Origin of the sequence: Dorea sp. ICN-14282 (assembly GCF_037890115.1) — a bacterium.
Lineage (GTDB): Bacteria > Bacillota > Clostridia > Lachnospirales > Lachnospiraceae > Dorea_B > Dorea_B phocaeensis.
Genome location: NZ_JBBKBH010000001.1, coordinates 971,461 through 988,786, shown reverse-complemented (window position 1 = coordinate 988,786; position 17,326 = coordinate 971,461). Strand labels below are relative to the sequence as shown.

At 43.7% G+C, this 17,326-nt stretch carries 16 protein-coding genes; 14 read left to right on the top strand and 2 right to left on the bottom strand.

The features are described from left to right. Window positions 1–30: 30 nt before the first annotated feature. From rho to WKT00_RS04575, 10 genes are all read left to right on the top strand, one after another. A complete protein-coding gene (rho, locus tag WKT00_RS04620) occupies window positions 31–1,368 on the top strand; it encodes a transcription termination factor Rho (RefSeq protein ID WP_173814509.1) in 1,338 nt (445 codons plus the stop codon). Between the two features lie 99 nt (window positions 1,369–1,467). Continuing rightward, a complete protein-coding gene (gene rpmE, locus WKT00_RS04615) occupies window positions 1,468–1,671 on the top strand; it encodes a 50S ribosomal protein L31 (RefSeq protein ID WP_101695540.1) in 204 nt (67 codons plus the stop codon). Between the two features lie 67 nt (window positions 1,672–1,738). After that, window positions 1,739–2,677: a DUF1385 domain-containing protein gene (locus WKT00_RS04610; RefSeq protein WP_340261271.1), complete on the top strand. Its 939-nt coding sequence runs from the start codon at window positions 1,739–1,741 to the stop codon at window positions 2,675–2,677. Then, a complete protein-coding gene (gene prmC, locus WKT00_RS04605) occupies window positions 2,640–3,494 on the top strand; it encodes a peptide chain release factor N(5)-glutamine methyltransferase (protein WP_173814452.1) in 855 nt (284 codons plus the stop codon). Before WKT00_RS04610 ends, prmC begins: the two co-directional genes overlap by 38 nt. Window positions 3,495–3,529: 35 nt before the next feature. After that, on the top strand, window positions 3,530–4,600 hold the full coding sequence (gene prfA / locus WKT00_RS04600; RefSeq protein WP_101695537.1) for a peptide chain release factor 1: 1,071 nt from the start codon (window positions 3,530–3,532) through the stop codon (window positions 4,598–4,600). A gap of 236 nt (window positions 4,601–4,836) precedes the next feature. Further along, the gene (locus tag WKT00_RS04595) at window positions 4,837–6,831 is read left to right on the top strand and encodes a bifunctional metallophosphatase/5'-nucleotidase (RefSeq protein ID WP_101695536.1); all 1,995 of its coding nucleotides are present in this window, start codon (window positions 4,837–4,839) and stop codon (window positions 6,829–6,831) included. Window position 6,832: 1 nt separating this feature from the next. Next, window positions 6,833–7,738 carry a DUF2156 domain-containing protein gene (locus tag WKT00_RS04590; RefSeq protein WP_101695535.1) on the top strand — a complete coding sequence of 302 codons (906 nt, stop codon included), beginning with the start codon at window positions 6,833–6,835 and terminating at the stop codon, window positions 7,736–7,738. Between the two features lie 57 nt (window positions 7,739–7,795). Beyond that, the gene (locus WKT00_RS04585; RefSeq protein WP_173814451.1) at window positions 7,796–8,983 is read left to right on the top strand and encodes a pyridoxal phosphate-dependent aminotransferase; all 1,188 of its coding nucleotides are present in this window, start codon (window positions 7,796–7,798) and stop codon (window positions 8,981–8,983) included. Window positions 8,984–9,005: 22 nt separating this feature from the next. After that, the gene (gene hisC, locus WKT00_RS04580) at window positions 9,006–10,061 is read left to right on the top strand and encodes a histidinol-phosphate transaminase (RefSeq protein WP_101695533.1); all 1,056 of its coding nucleotides are present in this window, start codon (window positions 9,006–9,008) and stop codon (window positions 10,059–10,061) included. Window positions 10,062–10,072: 11 nt separating this feature from the next. Next, window positions 10,073–10,921 (top strand): DUF368 domain-containing protein, encoded by an 849-nt coding sequence (locus WKT00_RS04575; RefSeq protein ID WP_101695532.1) that lies wholly within the window; start codon window positions 10,073–10,075, stop codon window positions 10,919–10,921. A gap of 124 nt (window positions 10,922–11,045) precedes the next feature. Here the strand turns inward: WKT00_RS04575 and WKT00_RS04570 are convergent, their stop codons facing one another. Then, on the bottom strand, window positions 11,046–12,176 hold the full coding sequence (locus WKT00_RS04570; RefSeq protein ID WP_101695531.1) for a uroporphyrinogen decarboxylase family protein: 1,131 nt from the start codon (window positions 12,174–12,176) through the stop codon (window positions 11,046–11,048). Window positions 12,177–12,383: 207 nt separating this feature from the next. On the opposite strand from WKT00_RS04570, the gene WKT00_RS04565 reads away from it, so the two are divergent. Then, complete coding sequence (locus WKT00_RS04565; protein ID WP_101695530.1) at window positions 12,384–12,767, top strand: hypothetical protein; 384 nt, start codon at window positions 12,384–12,386, stop codon at window positions 12,765–12,767. Window positions 12,768–12,846: 79 nt separating this feature from the next. On the opposite strand, the gene WKT00_RS04560 is transcribed toward WKT00_RS04565, so the two are convergent. Next, complete coding sequence (locus WKT00_RS04560; RefSeq protein WP_101695529.1) at window positions 12,847–15,378, bottom strand: transglycosylase domain-containing protein; 2,532 nt, start codon at window positions 15,376–15,378, stop codon at window positions 12,847–12,849. A gap of 150 nt (window positions 15,379–15,528) precedes the next feature. On the opposite strand from WKT00_RS04560, the gene WKT00_RS04555 reads away from it, so the two are divergent. From WKT00_RS04555 to WKT00_RS04545, 3 genes are all read left to right on the top strand, one after another. Next, a complete protein-coding gene (locus WKT00_RS04555) occupies window positions 15,529–16,179 on the top strand; it encodes a YigZ family protein (RefSeq protein ID WP_101695528.1) in 651 nt (216 codons plus the stop codon). Window positions 16,180–16,310: 131 nt separating this feature from the next. Next, on the top strand, window positions 16,311–16,808 hold the full coding sequence (locus WKT00_RS04550) for a DUF4230 domain-containing protein (RefSeq protein ID WP_340261255.1): 498 nt from the start codon (window positions 16,311–16,313) through the stop codon (window positions 16,806–16,808). A 53-nt stretch (window positions 16,809–16,861) separates the two neighbouring features. Further along, a complete protein-coding gene (locus WKT00_RS04545) occupies window positions 16,862–17,293 on the top strand; it encodes a GNAT family N-acetyltransferase (RefSeq protein ID WP_101695527.1) in 432 nt (143 codons plus the stop codon). Window positions 17,294–17,326: the final 33 nt, after the last annotated feature.

Genomic DNA, 17,326 nt, shown 5'->3' with positions numbered 1-17,326 from the left:
TAATATAATATGAAAGGTCACAAAAATATGATGAGAGAAAAGTATGAATCCCTTCCTTTGGCAACCTTAAAAGAGTTGGGGAAGGCAAGAGGTTTGAAAGGAATATCCACCATGAAAAAGGCGGAGTTGGTTGAACTTATGCTTGCAGAAGACGAGAAGGAAAAGCAGTCGGCAAGGGACAAGGTAAAAGAATTATCAGCCAATACCGGTGACAAAGAACTTCACGATATTGATAAATTGGACAGCGGAATTGTAGTAGAAGGAATTCTGGAGGTTCTGCCGGATGGATATGGATTTATCCGAAGCGCGAACTATCTTCCGGGAGATAATGATGTCTATGTATCACCGTCGCAGATTCGCAAATTCAATCTGAAGACTGGAGATATTCTGAAAGGAAATACCAGAATCAAGACACAGCAGGAGAAGTTCAGCGCATTGTTATACCTGACAAAGATCAACGATGAAGATCCGATGAAAGTGATGCATCGGAAGAACTTTGAAGATATGACACCAATTTTCCCGGATGAGAGACTTCGGATGGAATGCGGCAGGACAAGTACCGCTATGCGGATTGTAGATCTGCTGTCTCCGATAGGAAAGGGACAGAGAGGTATGATCGTATCTCCGCCGAAGGCAGGTAAGACGACGCTGTTAAAACAGATTGCACTGTCGGTAAGAAAGAACAATCCGGAGATTCACCTGTTGATTCTGCTGATTGATGAGCGACCGGAAGAGGTGACAGATATAAAAGAGACCATTGAAGGAGAGAATGTAGAAGTAATCTATTCTACCTTTGATGAATTGCCGGAACATCATAAAAGAGTATCGGAGATGGTGATTGAGCGTGCAAAACGCCTAGTGGAACATAAGAAAGATGTAATGATTCTGCTCGATAGCATTACCAGACTGGCAAGAGCTTATAACCTGACCGTTCCGCCGTCAGGAAGAACGCTCTCCGGTGGTCTTGATCCGGCAGCGCTTCATATGCCGAAGCGATTCTTTGGTGCAGCGAGAAATATGCGCGGAGGCGGAAGCCTGACCATCCTTGCATCTGCGTTGGTAGATACCGGAAGCAAGATGGATGATGTGATTTATGAGGAGTTTAAGGGAACCGGTAATATGGAGCTTGTACTGGATCGGAAGCTGTCAGAGAAACGGGTATTTCCGGCTATTGATATTCCGAAGTCAGGAACAAGAAGAGAAGATCTTCTGCTTACAAAAGATGAGCAGGAGGCCGTGGATCATATGCGGCGTGCACTCAATGGAATGCGTTCGGAAGAAGCGGTGGACAACATTCTGAATATGTTCAGCAGAACCAAGAACAATACAGAACTGATTCAGTTAGTAAAAAAGACAAAATGCATCTAGACAAGGTACGTTTTTTGTGTTACAATAACAAAGCTGTTTAGAAAACGAAAAATTTATTGCGCTCCATGCGTGCGACTAAATAAAGAAGAGGTGAAAATCATGAAAGAAGGAATACATCCAAATTACTATCAGGCAACTGTAACATGCAACTGTGGGAACACATTCGTAACAGGTTCTACAAACGAGGATATCCACGTGGAAATCTGTTCTAAGTGTCATCCATTCTACACAGGACAGCAGAAAGCAGCTCAGGCTCGTGGTCGTGTTGATAAGTTCAATAAGAAATACGGAATGGGTAAATAAGTTTTGCAAGTACCGGGGGTTGAGGTTGTATAATCTCAACCCTCTTTGTATTCACAAGGAGTAGGATATGAAATCATCAAATATAGGCGGTCAGGCGGTACTGGAAGGAATTATGATGAAGCATGGAAATGAATATTCCGTGGCAGTCAGAAAACCGGACGGAGAGATCTGTGTAACGAAGAATACTTATCGAAGTATTACCGGGAAACTGGAGGGGCTTACCAAAATTCCTTTTGTCCGGGGAATGTTTAATTTTGTGGATTCGATGGTGCTCGGAATTAAGACGCTGACGTACTCTGCCAGTTTCTATGATGAGGAAGAAGAGGAAAAGGAACTGACAGAAGAAGAGACGGCAAAAAAGGAAAAGAAGGAAAAATGGATGATGGGAGGTGCTGTGGCATTTTCCATTGTGGCTGCTGTGGCGATTTTTATGGTTTTGCCTTACATTTTGTCATCCCTGCTGAAGCCACTGATCCCATCTTATCAGACAAGAACAGTGATAGAAGGGTTTGTTCGGATTACAATTTTTATTTTGTATGTATTGTTGATTTCCAGAATGGAAGATATTCAGCGGACATTTATGTATCACGGAGCCGAGCATAAATGTATCAATTGTATTGAGCATGGCCTCTCGCTTACGGTAGAAAATGTCCGGATCAGTTCCAGACAGCACAAGCGCTGCGGAACGAGCTTCCTGTTTTTCGTATTGGCGATCAGTATCCTTTTGTTGATGATCGTTCAGGTGGAATCCCCTCTTATGAGGGTTGTTGTAAGGATTGCGCTTCTCCCGGTGATTGCGGGAATTTCTTATGAAGTTCTGAAGCTGGCAGGCAGAAGTGATAATGCAGTGATTAATTTTTTTAGCAAACCAGGTCTTGCGATCCAGAAGATAACGACCAAAGAACCGGATGATAGTATGATTGAGGTTGCGATTCAGGCAGTAGAAGCAGTATTTGATTGGAGAACTTATGAGGCAGAAAATTTTCACGTTGGAGAAGAGCTATAGAGAAGGTGCCAGGAAGCTTCAGGAAGCAGGAGTTCCAGACGCGAAGCTGGATGCATGGTACCTGTTGGAACATGTGACTGGTGTAAGCAGAGCTTATTATCTGGGACATCCGGATCAGGAAATGGATGAAGATCAGGAAGAAAAGTATCAGGAGTTGATTGCCCGCAGGCAGCAGAGAATTCCGCTTCAACATTTGACTGGGGAACAGTACTTTATGGGATATCCCTTTTTCGTCAACGAGCATGTGCTGATCCCAAGGCAGGATACGGAAATTCTAGTAGAAGAAGCATCCAAATATCTGAAGCCGGGGATGAGACTTCTCGATGTATGTACCGGATCTGGCTGCATCCTTTTAAGCCTTCTAAAGTTGTTCCCGGAAGTGGCGGGGACAGGGTGTGATATTTCGGATCAGGCGTTAAAAGTGGCAAAGGAGAATGCAAAGCGCTTGGATGTACCGGGGGTATGCCTTGTACACAGTGATTTGTTTTCCGAGATTACGGGGAATTATGATATGATTGTTTCCAATCCCCCGTATATTCCAACGGAGGAAATTGAGAAGCTGCAGGCGGAAGTGCGTCTTTTCGATCCTATGATTGCGCTGGATGGAAAGGCGGACGGTCTTTACTTTTATCGAAAAATAATCAAGGAAAGTACCAGATATTTAAGGCTGGGAGGAAGACTGCTGTTCGAGATCGGACATGATCAGGGCAAAGCAGTGGCAGGACTTATGGAAGAGGCCGGATATAGCCAGATAATGGTAAAAAAGGATCTGGCAGGACTTGACCGAGTGGTCATGGGCATGTACAATAAAGAATAGTGCTTGAAAGAGTATATGATTGAGGAGGAAATAAGATGTTTGACAAATTAGAGGATCTGCTCGTTCGACTGGAAGAAATCTTAAGTGAGCTGCAGGAACCGGACGTTGCAAATGACCAGAACCGGTTTCGCAAACTGATGAAAGAGCAGAATGAACTGACCCCTATTGTAGAAGCATATAAAGAATACAAAGAATGTAAGCAGGCAATCGAGGACAGCCTTCAGATGCTGGACGAAGAGTCAGATGAAGAGATGCGGGAGCTTGCAAAGGAAGAATTGAATACATCCAAAGCAAGAGTAGAAGAATTAGAACATGAACTGAAGATTCTGCTTCTTCCAAAGGATCCGAACGATGATAAGAACGTCGTGGTTGAGATCCGTGCCGGAGCCGGCGGGGATGAGGCGGCTTTGTTTGCAGCAGAAATATACAGAATGTATCTGCACTACGCAGAAAGCAGACGCTGGAAGGTAGAGTTGGTAGAGTGTGAAGAGATCGGAATCGGCGGAATGAAAAACGTGACGTTTATGATCAATGGTCAGGGGGCATACTCTGTAATGAAATATGAGTCTGGTGTTCATCGTGTGCAGCGTGTGCCTGAGACAGAATCTGGAGGACGAATTCATACGTCTACGATTACGGTTGCAGTAATGCCGGAAGCAGAGGATGTGGATGTTCAGATTGATGAAAAAGACATTCGTATCGATGTCATGCGTGCGTCCGGTAACGGAGGACAGTGCGTCAATACAACAGATTCTGCAGTGCGTCTGACACACTATCCGACGGGCATTGTCATTTACAGCCAGACAGAGAAGTCACAGCTTCAGAATAAAGAAAAAGCATTTGCGCTTTTGCGGGCAAAACTGTATGACCTAGAGTGTCAGAAGCGCCATGATGCAGAAGCAGAGGCCAGAAAGAGTCAGATCGGTACAGGAGACCGTTCTGAAAAAATCCGTACCTACAATTTCCCGCAGGGACGTGTAACGGATCACCGGATTGGACTGACCTTATACAAATTAGATAAGATTATGAATGGCGATATTCAGGAGATCATTGACGCTTGTATCGCTGCCGACCAGGCAGCCAAGCTGGCAAATATGAACGAATAGCACGAACGCGCCAGTGTAAACAGTGTCAGGACGAGGCAAATTCATTTGCAATCGTCCTGACACTGTTTACACTGGCATGTGAGTCAAACGAACATCACATCAGATGGCTCTTTTGAGCCATCTGATGTGATGGCGTTCGTGCTATAGCTTTCGAGCCATCTGATGTGATGGCGTTCGTGCTATAGTTTCAGAGTCATCTGATGTGATGGCGTTCGTGAAAAATGGGGAGAACAACGATGAATTTTAGAAAAAGAATGATGGCCGCCATGCTGGTTGTTATGATGCAGTGTTCCTTGTGCGTAGCATCTGCAGTGGCGGACGAAGGAAGTAAGGGAAAACAGGAAGAAGGAAAAGAAGTGCAGATTCTGTTTACACATGATATGCATTCCCATTTGGATGCATATAAGGCAAAAAAAGAGGAACAGACTGTTCGAATCGGTGGATTTGCAAAATTAAAAACCATGCTTGATAAGAAGCGTGCAGAGCATCCGGCTACTTTTCTGGTGGATGGAGGGGATTTCGCTATGGGAACACTCTACCAGACCATCTATGAGACGGAAGCCCCGGAATTAACCATGATGGGGAGACTGGGGTACGATGCCGTAACCTTGGGAAATCATGAATTTGATTACCGCAGTGAAGGTGTGGCAAATATGCTGCATTCAGCAGTAGAAAATGCATCGGAAGATGAGAAGCTTCATCTTCCAGCGCTGGTCAGTGCAAATATTGATTGGGAAAAAAACAATTCAGAAGATAACAAGAAAGTTAAAGCTGCATTGGATGAGTACGGAAGCACACCTTATACTGTAATTGAGCGGGATGGAATTCGAGTGGGTGTCTATGGAATTCTGGGTCAGGATGCAGAAGAATGTGCGCCGGAAAGCGGTTTAGAATTTGAAGATATTGTAGAGATATCAAAGGAGATGACAGAGAAGCTAAGGAAAGAAAAGGCAGATCTGATCGTTTGTTTATCTCACAGTGGAACCAGTGAAAAGAAAGAAAAATCAGAAGATGAGATTCTTGCCAAAGAGGTTCCTGAGATTGACGTGATTATCAGCGGACATACCCATACAAAGCTTGATGAGGTGATACGTCATGGAGATACTTATATTGTATCAGCAGGGTCTTACTGCGAGAACTTAGGAGAGCTTCAACTGACGCAGAAAGAAGATGGCAGATGGGAGCTTGAGAAGTACCACTTGAATCCATTAGATGAAAAAGTGGAAGAAGATACGGAAGTAACTGCTCAGCTTGAGAAGTATAAGCAGGAGGTGAATGAAGAGTATCTGAAACAGTTTGGGTATACCTTTGATCAGGTGCTGGCAGAAAATCCGGTGTCCTTTACGCAGATGGATGAATTTGCACTGGAACATGAAGAAGATCCGCTGGGAAGTCTGATTGCAGATTCGTATGTTTATGCAGTGCAGCAGGCAGAGGGAGAGGATTACGAGAAGGTGGATGTTACCGTATCGCCTTCCGGTGTGATCAGAGATACCTTCCAGAAAGGGGAGGTGACGGTGGCAGATGCATTCAACGTCAGTTCTCTGGGAATCGGAGCAGACCGGATCCCAGGATATCCTCTGGTAAGCGTATATCTGACAGGAGAAGAACTGAAGACGGCCGCTGAGATTGACGTGTCCATCTCGCCGATTATGACGACGGCTCAGCTGTATCCAAGTGGACTGCGCTGGACTTATAATCCGAATCGGATGCTGTTAAACCGCGTAACGGATGTAGAATTGGTGACGAATGTACCATATACGGAAGAAAAGAAAACGGAAGAGGTCAAAGATGATCAGCTATACCGTGTAGTGGCAGGCCTTTACTCTGCACAGATGCTGGGGGCAGTAGAGGATAGTTCCATGGGACTTCTTAAGATTACGCCAAAGGATAAAAATGGAGAAGTGATTACTGATTTTGAGGATCACATTATCCATGATCAGAATGGGGCAGAAGTCAAGGAATGGTATGCACTGGCGTCTTACCTGGAATCCTTCCAGCCAAATGAAGAAGGAATTTCAGAAGTTCCTTCTTATTATGAGAAAGCAGAAGGAAGAAAAGAAATGGATGACAGCCGCAATATTATAGATCTTTTGAAGCATCCAAATAAATTTGCATGGATCCTTTATGGAGTGATCCTGGCGCTGATTCTCCTGGTTGTGGGAATTGTGCGCCTGGTGATGAGAAGAAGAAAACGAAAACACGGAAATCAAAAATCAAAGAAGGGATAATATGGAAAAAATACAGTTTAAACGCGCAGAATTAGAAGATAAAGAAATGATATCAGAATATCTGAATCATCATACCAGTCGAAGCTGTGAGCGGACGTTCGTTAATGTTTATCTCTGGTCCAGACAGTACCCGGTGAAATGGGCAGTGATCGAAGACGTTCTGGTTTTTAAAAGCGAGAATGAAGAACATCTTTCATTTGCTTATCCGGCAGGAGAACCGGATAAGGTTAAAAAAGTTCTGGAAATACTGATGGAATACAGCAAAGAGCATGGGTGTCCATTTTCTATGTACAATGTAACGCCGGATCAGTTTGCGCAGTTGGAAGAATGGTATCCGGGGCGCTTCCAGATTGAATATAACAGAGATCTGGCAGATTACGTCTATGAAGCCGAGAAGCTTGCTACGTTGTCTGGGAAAAAGCTTCATGGAAAGCGAAATCATATCAACAAGTTCAAGGCTAATTATGAGGGGCGTTGGGTTTATGAAAGCATGACAAAGGATAATCTGGAAGACTGTTTCCAAATGGCACTTCGCTGGAGAAATGAGAATGGATGTGAAGAGGATCCGGAAAAACGTGGTGAAATCTGTGTAACCTTAAATGCTCTGCGCTTATTTGAAGAGCTGGAGCTAAAAGGCGGAGTTCTTAGAGTAGACGGAGAAGTCGTGGCCTTTACGCTGGGAGAACCGGTCTGCTCTGATACCTTTGTAGTTCATATTGAGAAGGCATATGCAGATATTCAGGGGGCCTACCCAATGATCAATCAGCAGTTCGTGGAACATGAGTGCCAGAATTACCAGTACGTGAACCGGGAGGAGGATACCGGGGCAGAAGGACTTCGGAAGGCAAAGCTTTCCTATCGTCCGGTATTCTTAGTGGAAAAAGGCGCTGTTACAGAGCGTAAGTAGAACATAAAGAAGCATTTTGATAATCGATACAGAGAAAAAGAAGGAGGAAATACGCATATGATAGCAAAGAAAATGAAACATATGGTAGCAAATAGTTCTGCAATCCGAGCGATGTTTGAAGAAGGAAACCGTCTTGCGGGAATTTACGGGGCAGAAAATGTTTTTGATTTCAGCCTGGGGAATCCGAATGTACCGGCGCCGGAGGCAGTAAAAAAAGCAATCTTTGAATTACTGGAGGGAAGCGATCCGGTTGTGCTTCATGGATATACCAATAGTAACAGTGGATATGCAGATGTCAGAGAAGCCGTTGCAACGTCCTTAAATGATCGTTTTGGGACATCATTTGAAGGGAAGAATATTGTAATGACGGTAGGTGCGGCAGGCGGCTTAAATGTGATTTTAAAGAGTCTGATCAATCCGGGTGATGAAGTCATTGTATTTGCTCCTTATTTCGGCGAATACCGCTCTTACACCAGCAACTACGATGGTGTGCTGGTGGAGATTTCACCGGATACAGATACTTTCCAGCCGAAGCTTAATGAATTTGAGCAGAAGATTACGCCAAAGACCAAGGCGGTGATCGTAAATACACCAAATAATCCAACAGGCGTAGTGTATTCAGAAGAGACCATTCAGAAGATGGCGGCAATTATGGAAGCAAAGCAGAAGGAATATGGAACAGAAATCTATCTGATTTCTGATGAGCCGTATCGGGAGCTGGTATATGATGGTGTGGAAGTTCCGTATCTGACTAAGTATTATGCGAACACAGTCGTAGGATATTCTTACAGTAAATCATTGTCCCTTCCGGGAGAACGAATCGGCTATCTGGTAATTCCAGATGAGGTGGCAGACAGTGAAGACCTTCGGTCGGCGGCAAATGTGGCAACTAGGATCTTAGGCTTTGTCAATGCGCCAACGCTGCAGCAGAAGGTGGTTGCAAAATGTCTGAATGAAAAGACAGATATTTCTTATTATGACCGTAACAGAGAGACTCTTTACGCTGGACTTCGGGACTGCGGATTTGAATGTATCAAACCAGAAGGTGCATTCTACCTGTTTGTAAAATCCCCGGTAGAAGATGAAAAGGCATTCTGTGAGGCAGGCAAAAAGTACAATATTTTGATGGTACCAGGAAGCTCTTTTGCGTGTCCGGGATATGTAAGACTTGCATACTGTGTATCCTATGAGACGATTGTCAATGCCCTTCCAAAGTTTAAGGAATTGGCGAAAGAGTATTTCTAACATACATAGAAGAGGATGGATTATGAAAGCATTTGAAAAAAATATTCGGAAAGTAGAACCTTATGTGCCAGGGGAGCAGCCGCAGCGCAAAGTAATGAAGCTGAATACGAATGAGAATCCCTATCCTCCGGCGCCTAATGTTGCCAAAGTACTGCGTGGGATGGATACTGACGCATTCCGCAGATATCCGGATCCTGCTTGTTCAGGACTGGTCAAAGAATTGGCAGAGTTTTATGGTGTGGCGGAGGATCAGGTATTTGTAGGGGTTGGTTCGGATGATGTTCTGGCTATGTGCTTTCTGACATTTTTTAATTCAGAAAAGCCGATTTTGTTCCCGGACATTACCTATTCCTTTTATAAGGTGTGGGCGGATTTGTATCGGATTCCTTATAGTTGTCCTGAACTTGATGAAAATTTCCGACTGGTGAAGGAAGACTATTTTCAGGAAAATGGCGGTATTATTTTCCCGAATCCTAATGCGCCGACGGCCATTTATGAAAGCTTGGACACGGTGGAGGAGATTATCCGCCGTAATCAGGATGTCATTGTTATTGTGGATGAGGCATATGTGGATTTCGCAGGGCGTTCTGCGCTGGAATTGATTGACAGATATGATAATTTGATTGTAGTTCAGACCTTCTCCAAAGCGCGTTCTATGGCAGGAATGCGGATTGGATATGCGATTAGTAATCCTTTGTTGATCCGGTATCTGAATGATGCTAAGTATTCTTTTAATTCCTACACGATGAATCAGACGTCTTTGATCTGCGGTGTGGAGGCGTTGAAAGACCGGGCATATTTTGAGGAATGCATTCGCAAATTAATAGAAACCCGGACATGGACGGCAGGGGAATTAAGAAAGCTGGGATTTCAGATGACCGATTCTGGCGCGAATTTCCTATTTATCACCCACCAGGAATACGATGCCCAGGAGTTGTTTGAGGCGTTGAAAGCACATGACATCTATGTGCGGCATTGGAATAGTAAGAGGATTGAACAATACCTACGAGTTACGATTGGAACGAGAGAAGAGATGGAAGCGTTCGTTGCATTTTTGAAAGATTATATGAAGAAATAAAGGAGAGATTTATGTTAAAGAAGTTTTTGCAGGGAATTGTCATTGGCGTGGCAAATATTATTCCCGGAGTCAGCGGCGGCACGATGATGGTTGCCATGGGAATCTATGATAAGCTGATTCATTCCATTACCCATTTAAGGAAAGAATTTAAGGAAAGCCTTCGTTTCCTGATTCCGATTTTTGTCGGTGTTGGGGCAGCGCTGGTGATAGTGGCAAGGATTTTGGAATTCTGTTTTGAAATGTTTCCGATTCAGACCAATCTCTTGTTCTGCGGGCTGATCGTTGGAAGTCTTCCGTTCATATGCACACATGTGAAGGGAAAGAAAGTAAAGCCGGGAATGATTGTTGCGTTCCTCGTATTTTTTGCCATCGTTGTTGCAATGGCACTTATGGGAGAGACAGAAGGCGTAGCAGCGGACGTAAGTTTCAGCCTGATCAATGTCATTAAATTGTTCGGGGTTGGCGTGATTGCGGCAGCAACTATGGTGGTTCCGGGTGTCAGCGGTTCTATGATGCTGATGATTCTTGGATATTACAATACGATTTTAGAGTGTATCAATGATACGGTGGATGCTCTTACAGCGTTTGATATGGGAAGAATTATGGACAATATGCTAGTGTTGATTCCTTTTGGAATTGGCGTGGTAATTGGAATCTTCCTGATCGCCAAGATTATTGAGTTTATCTTTGAACGTGCAGAAACTCATGCATATTGGGCGATTGTCGGACTGATTGTAGCATCACCGATTGCGATCCTTTGGAAGACAGACTGGTCCGGATTTTCCATCGTGGCAATTCTGACAGGAGCGGTTACATTTGCAATTGGATGGATTGTGGCAGGAAAGCTTGGAAAAGAGTAGGTTAAAGATCTAGAAACTTAGAATAAACTGGTTTGATAGGCCATTTCCTGATGAGTGAATTTAATGCTCAGACGGAAATGGCCTTCTTTTTTTGTAAATGTTTGGAGATAGAGTACGACAATTATTAAACGAGTCCTTCCTCGTACAAACCGCGGCAGAGATGCCCTTTTTTTGCACCTCGTCCATACCGTCTAGCGGCGTAAATATATGCTTCCAGATTTTCGCGTGGAGTTCCAATAGGTACCTGACATCCAATGGCTAGGCTAAAGCCCATGGGATTATCACTGCCTTTTTTTAGACAGTCAATTACGGAGGCAATTACGTCGTCGATGGTTCCGTTTTTCAGTACAGAGACCGGAGGAACATTACCGGAAATTTTCATGTAATTTCCAACAGTTTCTTTCAGCTCAGAGAGGTCTTCGCAGTTATCTACACTGAAGGATGGAAAACCAAGGTCGATTAGATCGGGCCAAAGTCTTTTGGAACGACCGCAGATATGAATTCCTGGGATGGAACCGGTAATTTCCTTGATCCCCTGCAGTAGTTTATGGGTGGCAGGCTTAGAAAATTTCTGATAGAGTTTGGGGCTTAACAGATTCGTGCTTGTTGCAGGATCTGCGAGAGAAACCGCAATGGAATCAAATTGTTCTTTATTATAGCGAATCCATTTTAAGGTACAGTCTACAGAAAAATCTAACAGTCGCTTTGCATTTTCGGGATCTTTTACCAAGTCGCGCATAAAATCGTTAGCATCACGAATAGAGATTGCTGTTGTCATAGGACCGGCGCCTCCGGTAATGACCATGCCTTTTCCGCCTTGGCGGTTTAGTATTTCTTTGGCCGTTCTGATTTTTTTCTGCAGAAATGGATTGGTTTCTGGATCGAATACGAGCTGATCTAACTGGGAATAATCTTTTAAAATAAAGTCTGTCAGGTGATCAAAGTCGTTATCTGGATAGACAGCCTTTGATCCTAAAGCTTCGCCGACACCGCGTAAGTTTAGCGAAGTGGAAGCAAACATTCCGCTTCCGCAGAAGTCTTCTTTTGCACGGTTTGCCACATCAAATTGAAGATCCAGAGATTCTCGATATTCTTTTTGGGTATAGCCATAGACGCTGGCATAGCTGTCGTTTCCGGCGAGGGAAAAAGGAATACGGTCAACTTCCATGCCCGCAGCGTAAAGTTTCATCCGTTCCATGTTATTCATGGTGTCTGGATATTTTTCCATTTCTTTTTTCAGTTCTTCGTAAGTCATAGTTTCTCCTTATAGATCGTAGATATTAATAAAATAAGTATATAGCGGGAAAGATAGGAAAGTCTAATTGCTTTTTTGAATAATCGAAAGGATATATAGATAGAACGAATAAATGGAAACGTATTGATTTTTAGGATTTTCTATTGATTTTGTGGAGAATTAGGAATAAAATCGGTTGTAAAAGTGAGACAAAGAAAGGTGATGATTATGCATCAGCAGGAGGTGGAATATTTTGCGTTTTTGCTTTTTTGTGGAAAAAAGGACCGGGAACTTCTGATGGGGCAGCGCAGGATGACGTTTGGGGAGTTCGAGCGACTGGTTTATCTCACGGAGTTTTTGGGATTTGATGCGTATAGTTTCAAACTGTGGAACCAATATGCGCAGGAGTTTGAAAGAGAATTGCAAGAAGTTCAAAGTAGGGAGATGGATGGAGAGGAAAACGGCGTTTTGGTTTCGGAGTTTTTCAGGGAAAGGGAAGAAGATCGACAACAAAAATGGATAGAAGAGTTTTTCGGAAATGTACCAGACAAAAGAGGAAGGCAGCAGTTAGGGGAAATATTGGAAGAACTGCATCCGGGGATTGCCTTATAAAAATACACCCTTCCAGGCAGAAAATTATCTGTTTGGATAGGGTGTATTTTTATTGCTCAGTAAAAACTAATGATATTCGTCAGGCGCCTGGCTGTGGTTCCGGCTGAGGCTCCGGCTCCGGTTCTGGTTGAGGCTCTGTCGGAGGTGTTGGATTTGGATCTGTCGGTGGTGTAGTAGCATCACCGGTGTTCGGATCCGTAAGTGTTGTATCCTCATCGTCTGTATCGCTGTCGGTATCTTCATCCGTCTCTGTCGGATGGTTGTAACTGTAACCAGCGTGACCTGTGCAGGCTTTGTTTGTTGGAGAATCTGTTGCAAATAGTTCTGTTTTTGTCGGACATTTAGAGGTGGCCAGCATACCGGTAAGTGCACATACAGATTCTTGTTTGATCGTAGAAGGAATGGTGAAATCCTTCGGTTCCAGTCCGGCATGGATACGGCTCATAATACTTTGCCATAATCGGAAACGGAAGTTGGTATCGTAACCACATTCCTTGTTATCATCATATCCGCCCCAGACAGCACAGGTATAATATGGTGTGTAACCACAGAACCAGAGGTCAATATTGCTCGTTGTAGTACCTGTTTTTCCGGCAACGGGCATATTTGGAATTCTGCAGGCTGTACCGGTACCGGAGTTTACAACGTCCTCCATTGCGCTTGTCAGTAAATAAGCGGTACTTGCTTTGAGAGCCTGACGGGATTCTCCTGTGCCTTCCAAAAGAACATTTCCGTCGTGATCCAGGATCTTGGTATATAAAGTTGGTGTATTGTAGACTCCGCCGTTTGCAATTGCTGCAAAGGCTGCACACATTTCATAGTTATAGACACCATCTGTCAGACCACCAAGTGCAAGCGTCTGGGTCAGGTCGCTGAAGATCTGTCCATTGATGTTTTTCTCTTTTACCAAAGTGCTAATTCCCAGATTTTCGCAGTATTCCATTCCCACTTCCTGCGTAATCTCATCACTGAGTTTTACGGCGCAGGTGTTGATGGACCAGGTGATTGCTTCGCGGATAGTTCGGTTTCCCGTAAACCGTCCATTCGCGTTACGAAGCTGCTGGCCATTTTTCAAGGTGTAAGGCTCGTCCTTTATAATGGTTGCAAGTCCTTTTCCACAAGAATCAAGAGCAGGAGCATAGGATGCTAAAATCTTGAAACAGGATCCGGGCTGCCTTGGTGAACCTTTGTAAGCTCGGTTCAGACCAAGACTTGTAGACTTAACGCCTCGTCCGCCGACCATGGCTTTGATCTGGCCGGTAGCCTGATCAATAACAGTTACAGAGGCCTGTGGCTGCGGAGTAACGTTGATAACTTCATCGTAGGTATCTCCCTCCTGGGCGATGGTGCTTTTCCATTCTTCCACCATGGCACGCGCTTCTTCTTCGCTGGAGTAGAGAAGACCCTGTTCTTTTCCGTAAGCATTTTTTACATATTGTTTAATATGACCGGAGCTGTAGTTTTCTACTGTTCCATCAGCTCGACGAACGGTAATGGCACAGTCTAAGCCATATTCTTTTAATCCTGGGTAGTTTGCATCATTGTTCATTTCTTCGTCGCAGATCTGCTGCATGGAAAGATTCTGCGTAGAAATAATACTTAAACCGCCGCTGTAAACTGCATTGTATGCCTGGGTTTCTGTGTATCCAAGCTGTGTCTCAAGATCCGTAATTACCTGGTCGGATAATGCATCAACAAAATAACTATATGGAGAGTTATCTGTGGTTGCACTGTTGACAGTCTGAATTCTGGCATAGACATCATCGGCAATAGCCTCGTCATAGGCAGCCTGATCAATATATTTTTGATCCAGCATATTCCGCAGCACCTTTTCACGCCGTTTTTTGTTGGATTCCGGATTGGTAATCGGATTGTATTCGGTCGGATTCTGCGTAATTCCGGCAATGACTGCGCATTCTGAAAGGGTCAGCTCGCTGACATCTTTACCAAAGTAACGTTTTGCGGCAGCCTGACAGCCTAAGGAATTCTGTCCAAGGTTGATGGTATTCAGATAGCTTTCCAGGATTTCATCCTTGCTCATCTGTTTTTCGATTTCAAGTGCGATAAACTGTTCCTGAAGTTTTCGCTCCAGCCGATCGTAAAATGTCTTTTCTTTCGTAAAGTTCGGGAAGACATTATTCTTGATCAGCTGCTGGGTTAATGTACTGGCACCTTCGGAGAAATTACCGGAAGTAATGCCGACAATTGCAGCACGGGCGATACCTTGTAGATCAATACCGTTGTGTTTGTAAAAACGTTCGTCCTCAATGGCTACAAATGCGTGCTGCAGATCCTTTGGGATTTGGTCGATTGGTTTGTATACACGATTGGAACCAGAAGCAACGAAACGTTCAATTTCTGTGGCTCCGTCGTCTGCATAGACAAAGGTTGTAAATTCTTTTGGTTTTACATCTTCCGGGGAAACCTCGGGAGTGTTGTCCAGGATCTTTTTTGCAAAGACGCCGGCACCAACCATTCCAACAACACCAAGTACAAGGACGCAAAGTATCAGCGCTTTGAAGAGTCGGACACCGACACGTTTTCCCTGCATGGATTTTTTGGATGTTATTTTTTTCTGCTTCTGAGAAGCTTTTTTCTTACCATAATTCATGAGTTCTGGCCTCCTTCATACTAGGTTATTATAACAAAGAAACATTGTTTAATAAAGAAGAAAATGAAAACTTCATATTTCAGTATGAAATTCTTAAGAAATAGATTATAATGATCATAAAAAGCAGAGAAAAGGTGAAAGGACGATCGTATGTCAGAGGAATATAAGGCAGTATATGAAGGCGGAGAGGGAGAACTGATAGAAAAAAAGTCCCGTTTTATTGCAACGGTGATTCCAGCGGAGAGTGAAGAGGAAGCGTTGGCCTTTATTGAGGCGATGAAGAAGAAATATTGGAACGCAACCCATAACTGTTCCGCTTATGTGATTGGCGAGAAGGGACAATTGAAGCGCTGCAGTGATGATGGGGAACCAAGCGGAACGGCAGGCCGCCCGATGCTGGAAGTATTGGAAGGCGAAGGAATTCGTAATGTGGCAGTGGTGGTAACCCGGTATTTTGGAGGGACTCTTCTGGGCACTGGCGGATTGGTGCGTGCATATTCAGCGTCTGTTAAGGCAGGACTTGCTTCTTCTGTGATTATAACCAAAATTCCAGGGGTTAAACTGAAGATAGAAACGGATTATACCGGACTTGGAAAGATTCAATATCTGTTGGGTGAAATGGGAATCCGAACGTTGGACTCCCAATATACAGATCATGTAGAACTGGACGTATTGGTTCCGGAGACGATGCTTGAGCGTATGAAGGCAGAGCTGATCGAAGGGACAAATGGGCAGGCGAAGCTGGAAGAAGGGGCAAATTGTTGGTTTGCAGACGTAAATGGAGAGATGGTAATTTTATAGAATGGATGTGGGAAAGACAATGTCAGAAGAAAAGAAAGAAATTCAGATTTTTTAGAAAGCATTTTACATTAATTATAAAGATAGTCATCATTCTTTCCGTCCTTGGAGTGGTGGCACTCGGATTCGGAAAAGTGATTGATTCAGGAAGCAAGACGACGAAAATAGGTTTTGAAGATATCGGAGAACTGGCAACACAGTCCGCATACTGTACAGAGGTCAATGTTACAGAGGATGCAAGGACGATATTTGGAGCAAAGATTCCGTTTACCCAGAGCAAATATGTATATAGTTATGATATCGTTATCAAAGCAGGATACAATTTCAATGAGATCGAATGGGAATTAAAAGGCAAGAACATAGAAGTGAAACTTCCGGAAGCAAAGGTGCTAAGTACAGAGTTGGATTTGGATTCTTTCAAAGTATACCATGAAAAAGAGAGTATTTTTAGTCCGATTAAGCTGGATGAGAATAATGATGCTATTAAGAAAATGAAAGAGAATGCAAAAACGGATGCCGTTGCAAACGGACTATTGGAGAATGCCCGGAGCAATGCAGAAGAAATGCTGAAAGGTTTTTTTGGAAGCCAGTATGATCTGGACGAATATAAGATTGTTTTTAAAGATAAATAGCAATAAGCAGATTTTTGAATTTTTGATATTGGAACAAGGATAAAGGAGACGTTATGATTCGCAGATTAGAAAATAAAGATTTGGAACAGACGGCCAAAATCTGGTTGGATACCAACAGAGAAGCGCATGACTTCATTCCGGGAAGCTATTGGGAGAAGCATTATCTCATGGTAAAGGAAATGCTTTTGCAGGCGGAAGTCTACGTTTATGAGACGGAACAGGAGATCAGAGGATTTGTGGGATTGGATGATACCTACATTGCCGGGATTTTTGTAAGAAGCAAGGACCAGTCTTTGGGGATTGGAACACAGCTGCTTGATTTTGTCAAAAAGAGAAAAGAAGAATTAAGTCTTCGCGTGTACCAGAAAAATGAGAATGCAATCCGTTTTTATCAGAGGGAAGCGTTTCAGGCACAGGAAGAAGGCATAGACGAAGATACGAAAGAAAAAGAATATCTGATGATATGGAAAAAACAAAACGGATAGGATTCAAGAAAAAGAAGTACAGAACAAACATTC

Coding starts and splice junctions, on each gene's coding strand:
- rho (WP_173814509.1), top strand. CDS start 31: ATGAGAGAAAAGTATGAATCCCTTCCTTTGGCAACCTTAAAAGAGTTG.
- rpmE (WP_101695540.1), top strand. CDS start 1,468: ATGAAAGAAGGAATACATCCAAATTACTATCAGGCAACTGTAACATGC.
- WKT00_RS04610 (WP_340261271.1), top strand. CDS start 1,739: ATGAAATCATCAAATATAGGCGGTCAGGCGGTACTGGAAGGAATTATG.
- prmC (WP_173814452.1), top strand. CDS start 2,640: ATGAGGCAGAAAATTTTCACGTTGGAGAAGAGCTATAGAGAAGGTGCC.
- prfA (WP_101695537.1), top strand. CDS start 3,530: ATGTTTGACAAATTAGAGGATCTGCTCGTTCGACTGGAAGAAATCTTA.
- WKT00_RS04595 (WP_101695536.1), top strand. CDS start 4,837: ATGAATTTTAGAAAAAGAATGATGGCCGCCATGCTGGTTGTTATGATG.
- WKT00_RS04590 (WP_101695535.1), top strand. CDS start 6,833: ATGGAAAAAATACAGTTTAAACGCGCAGAATTAGAAGATAAAGAAATG.
- WKT00_RS04585 (WP_173814451.1), top strand. CDS start 7,796: ATGATAGCAAAGAAAATGAAACATATGGTAGCAAATAGTTCTGCAATC.
- hisC (WP_101695533.1), top strand. CDS start 9,006: ATGAAAGCATTTGAAAAAAATATTCGGAAAGTAGAACCTTATGTGCCA.
- WKT00_RS04575 (WP_101695532.1), top strand. CDS start 10,073: ATGTTAAAGAAGTTTTTGCAGGGAATTGTCATTGGCGTGGCAAATATT.
- WKT00_RS04570 (WP_101695531.1), bottom strand. CDS start 12,176: ATGACTTACGAAGAACTGAAAAAAGAAATGGAAAAATATCCAGACACC.
- WKT00_RS04565 (WP_101695530.1), top strand. CDS start 12,384: ATGCATCAGCAGGAGGTGGAATATTTTGCGTTTTTGCTTTTTTGTGGA.
- WKT00_RS04560 (WP_101695529.1), bottom strand. CDS start 15,378: ATGAATTATGGTAAGAAAAAAGCTTCTCAGAAGCAGAAAAAAATAACA.
- WKT00_RS04555 (WP_101695528.1), top strand. CDS start 15,529: ATGTCAGAGGAATATAAGGCAGTATATGAAGGCGGAGAGGGAGAACTG.
- WKT00_RS04545 (WP_101695527.1), top strand. CDS start 16,862: ATGATTCGCAGATTAGAAAATAAAGATTTGGAACAGACGGCCAAAATC.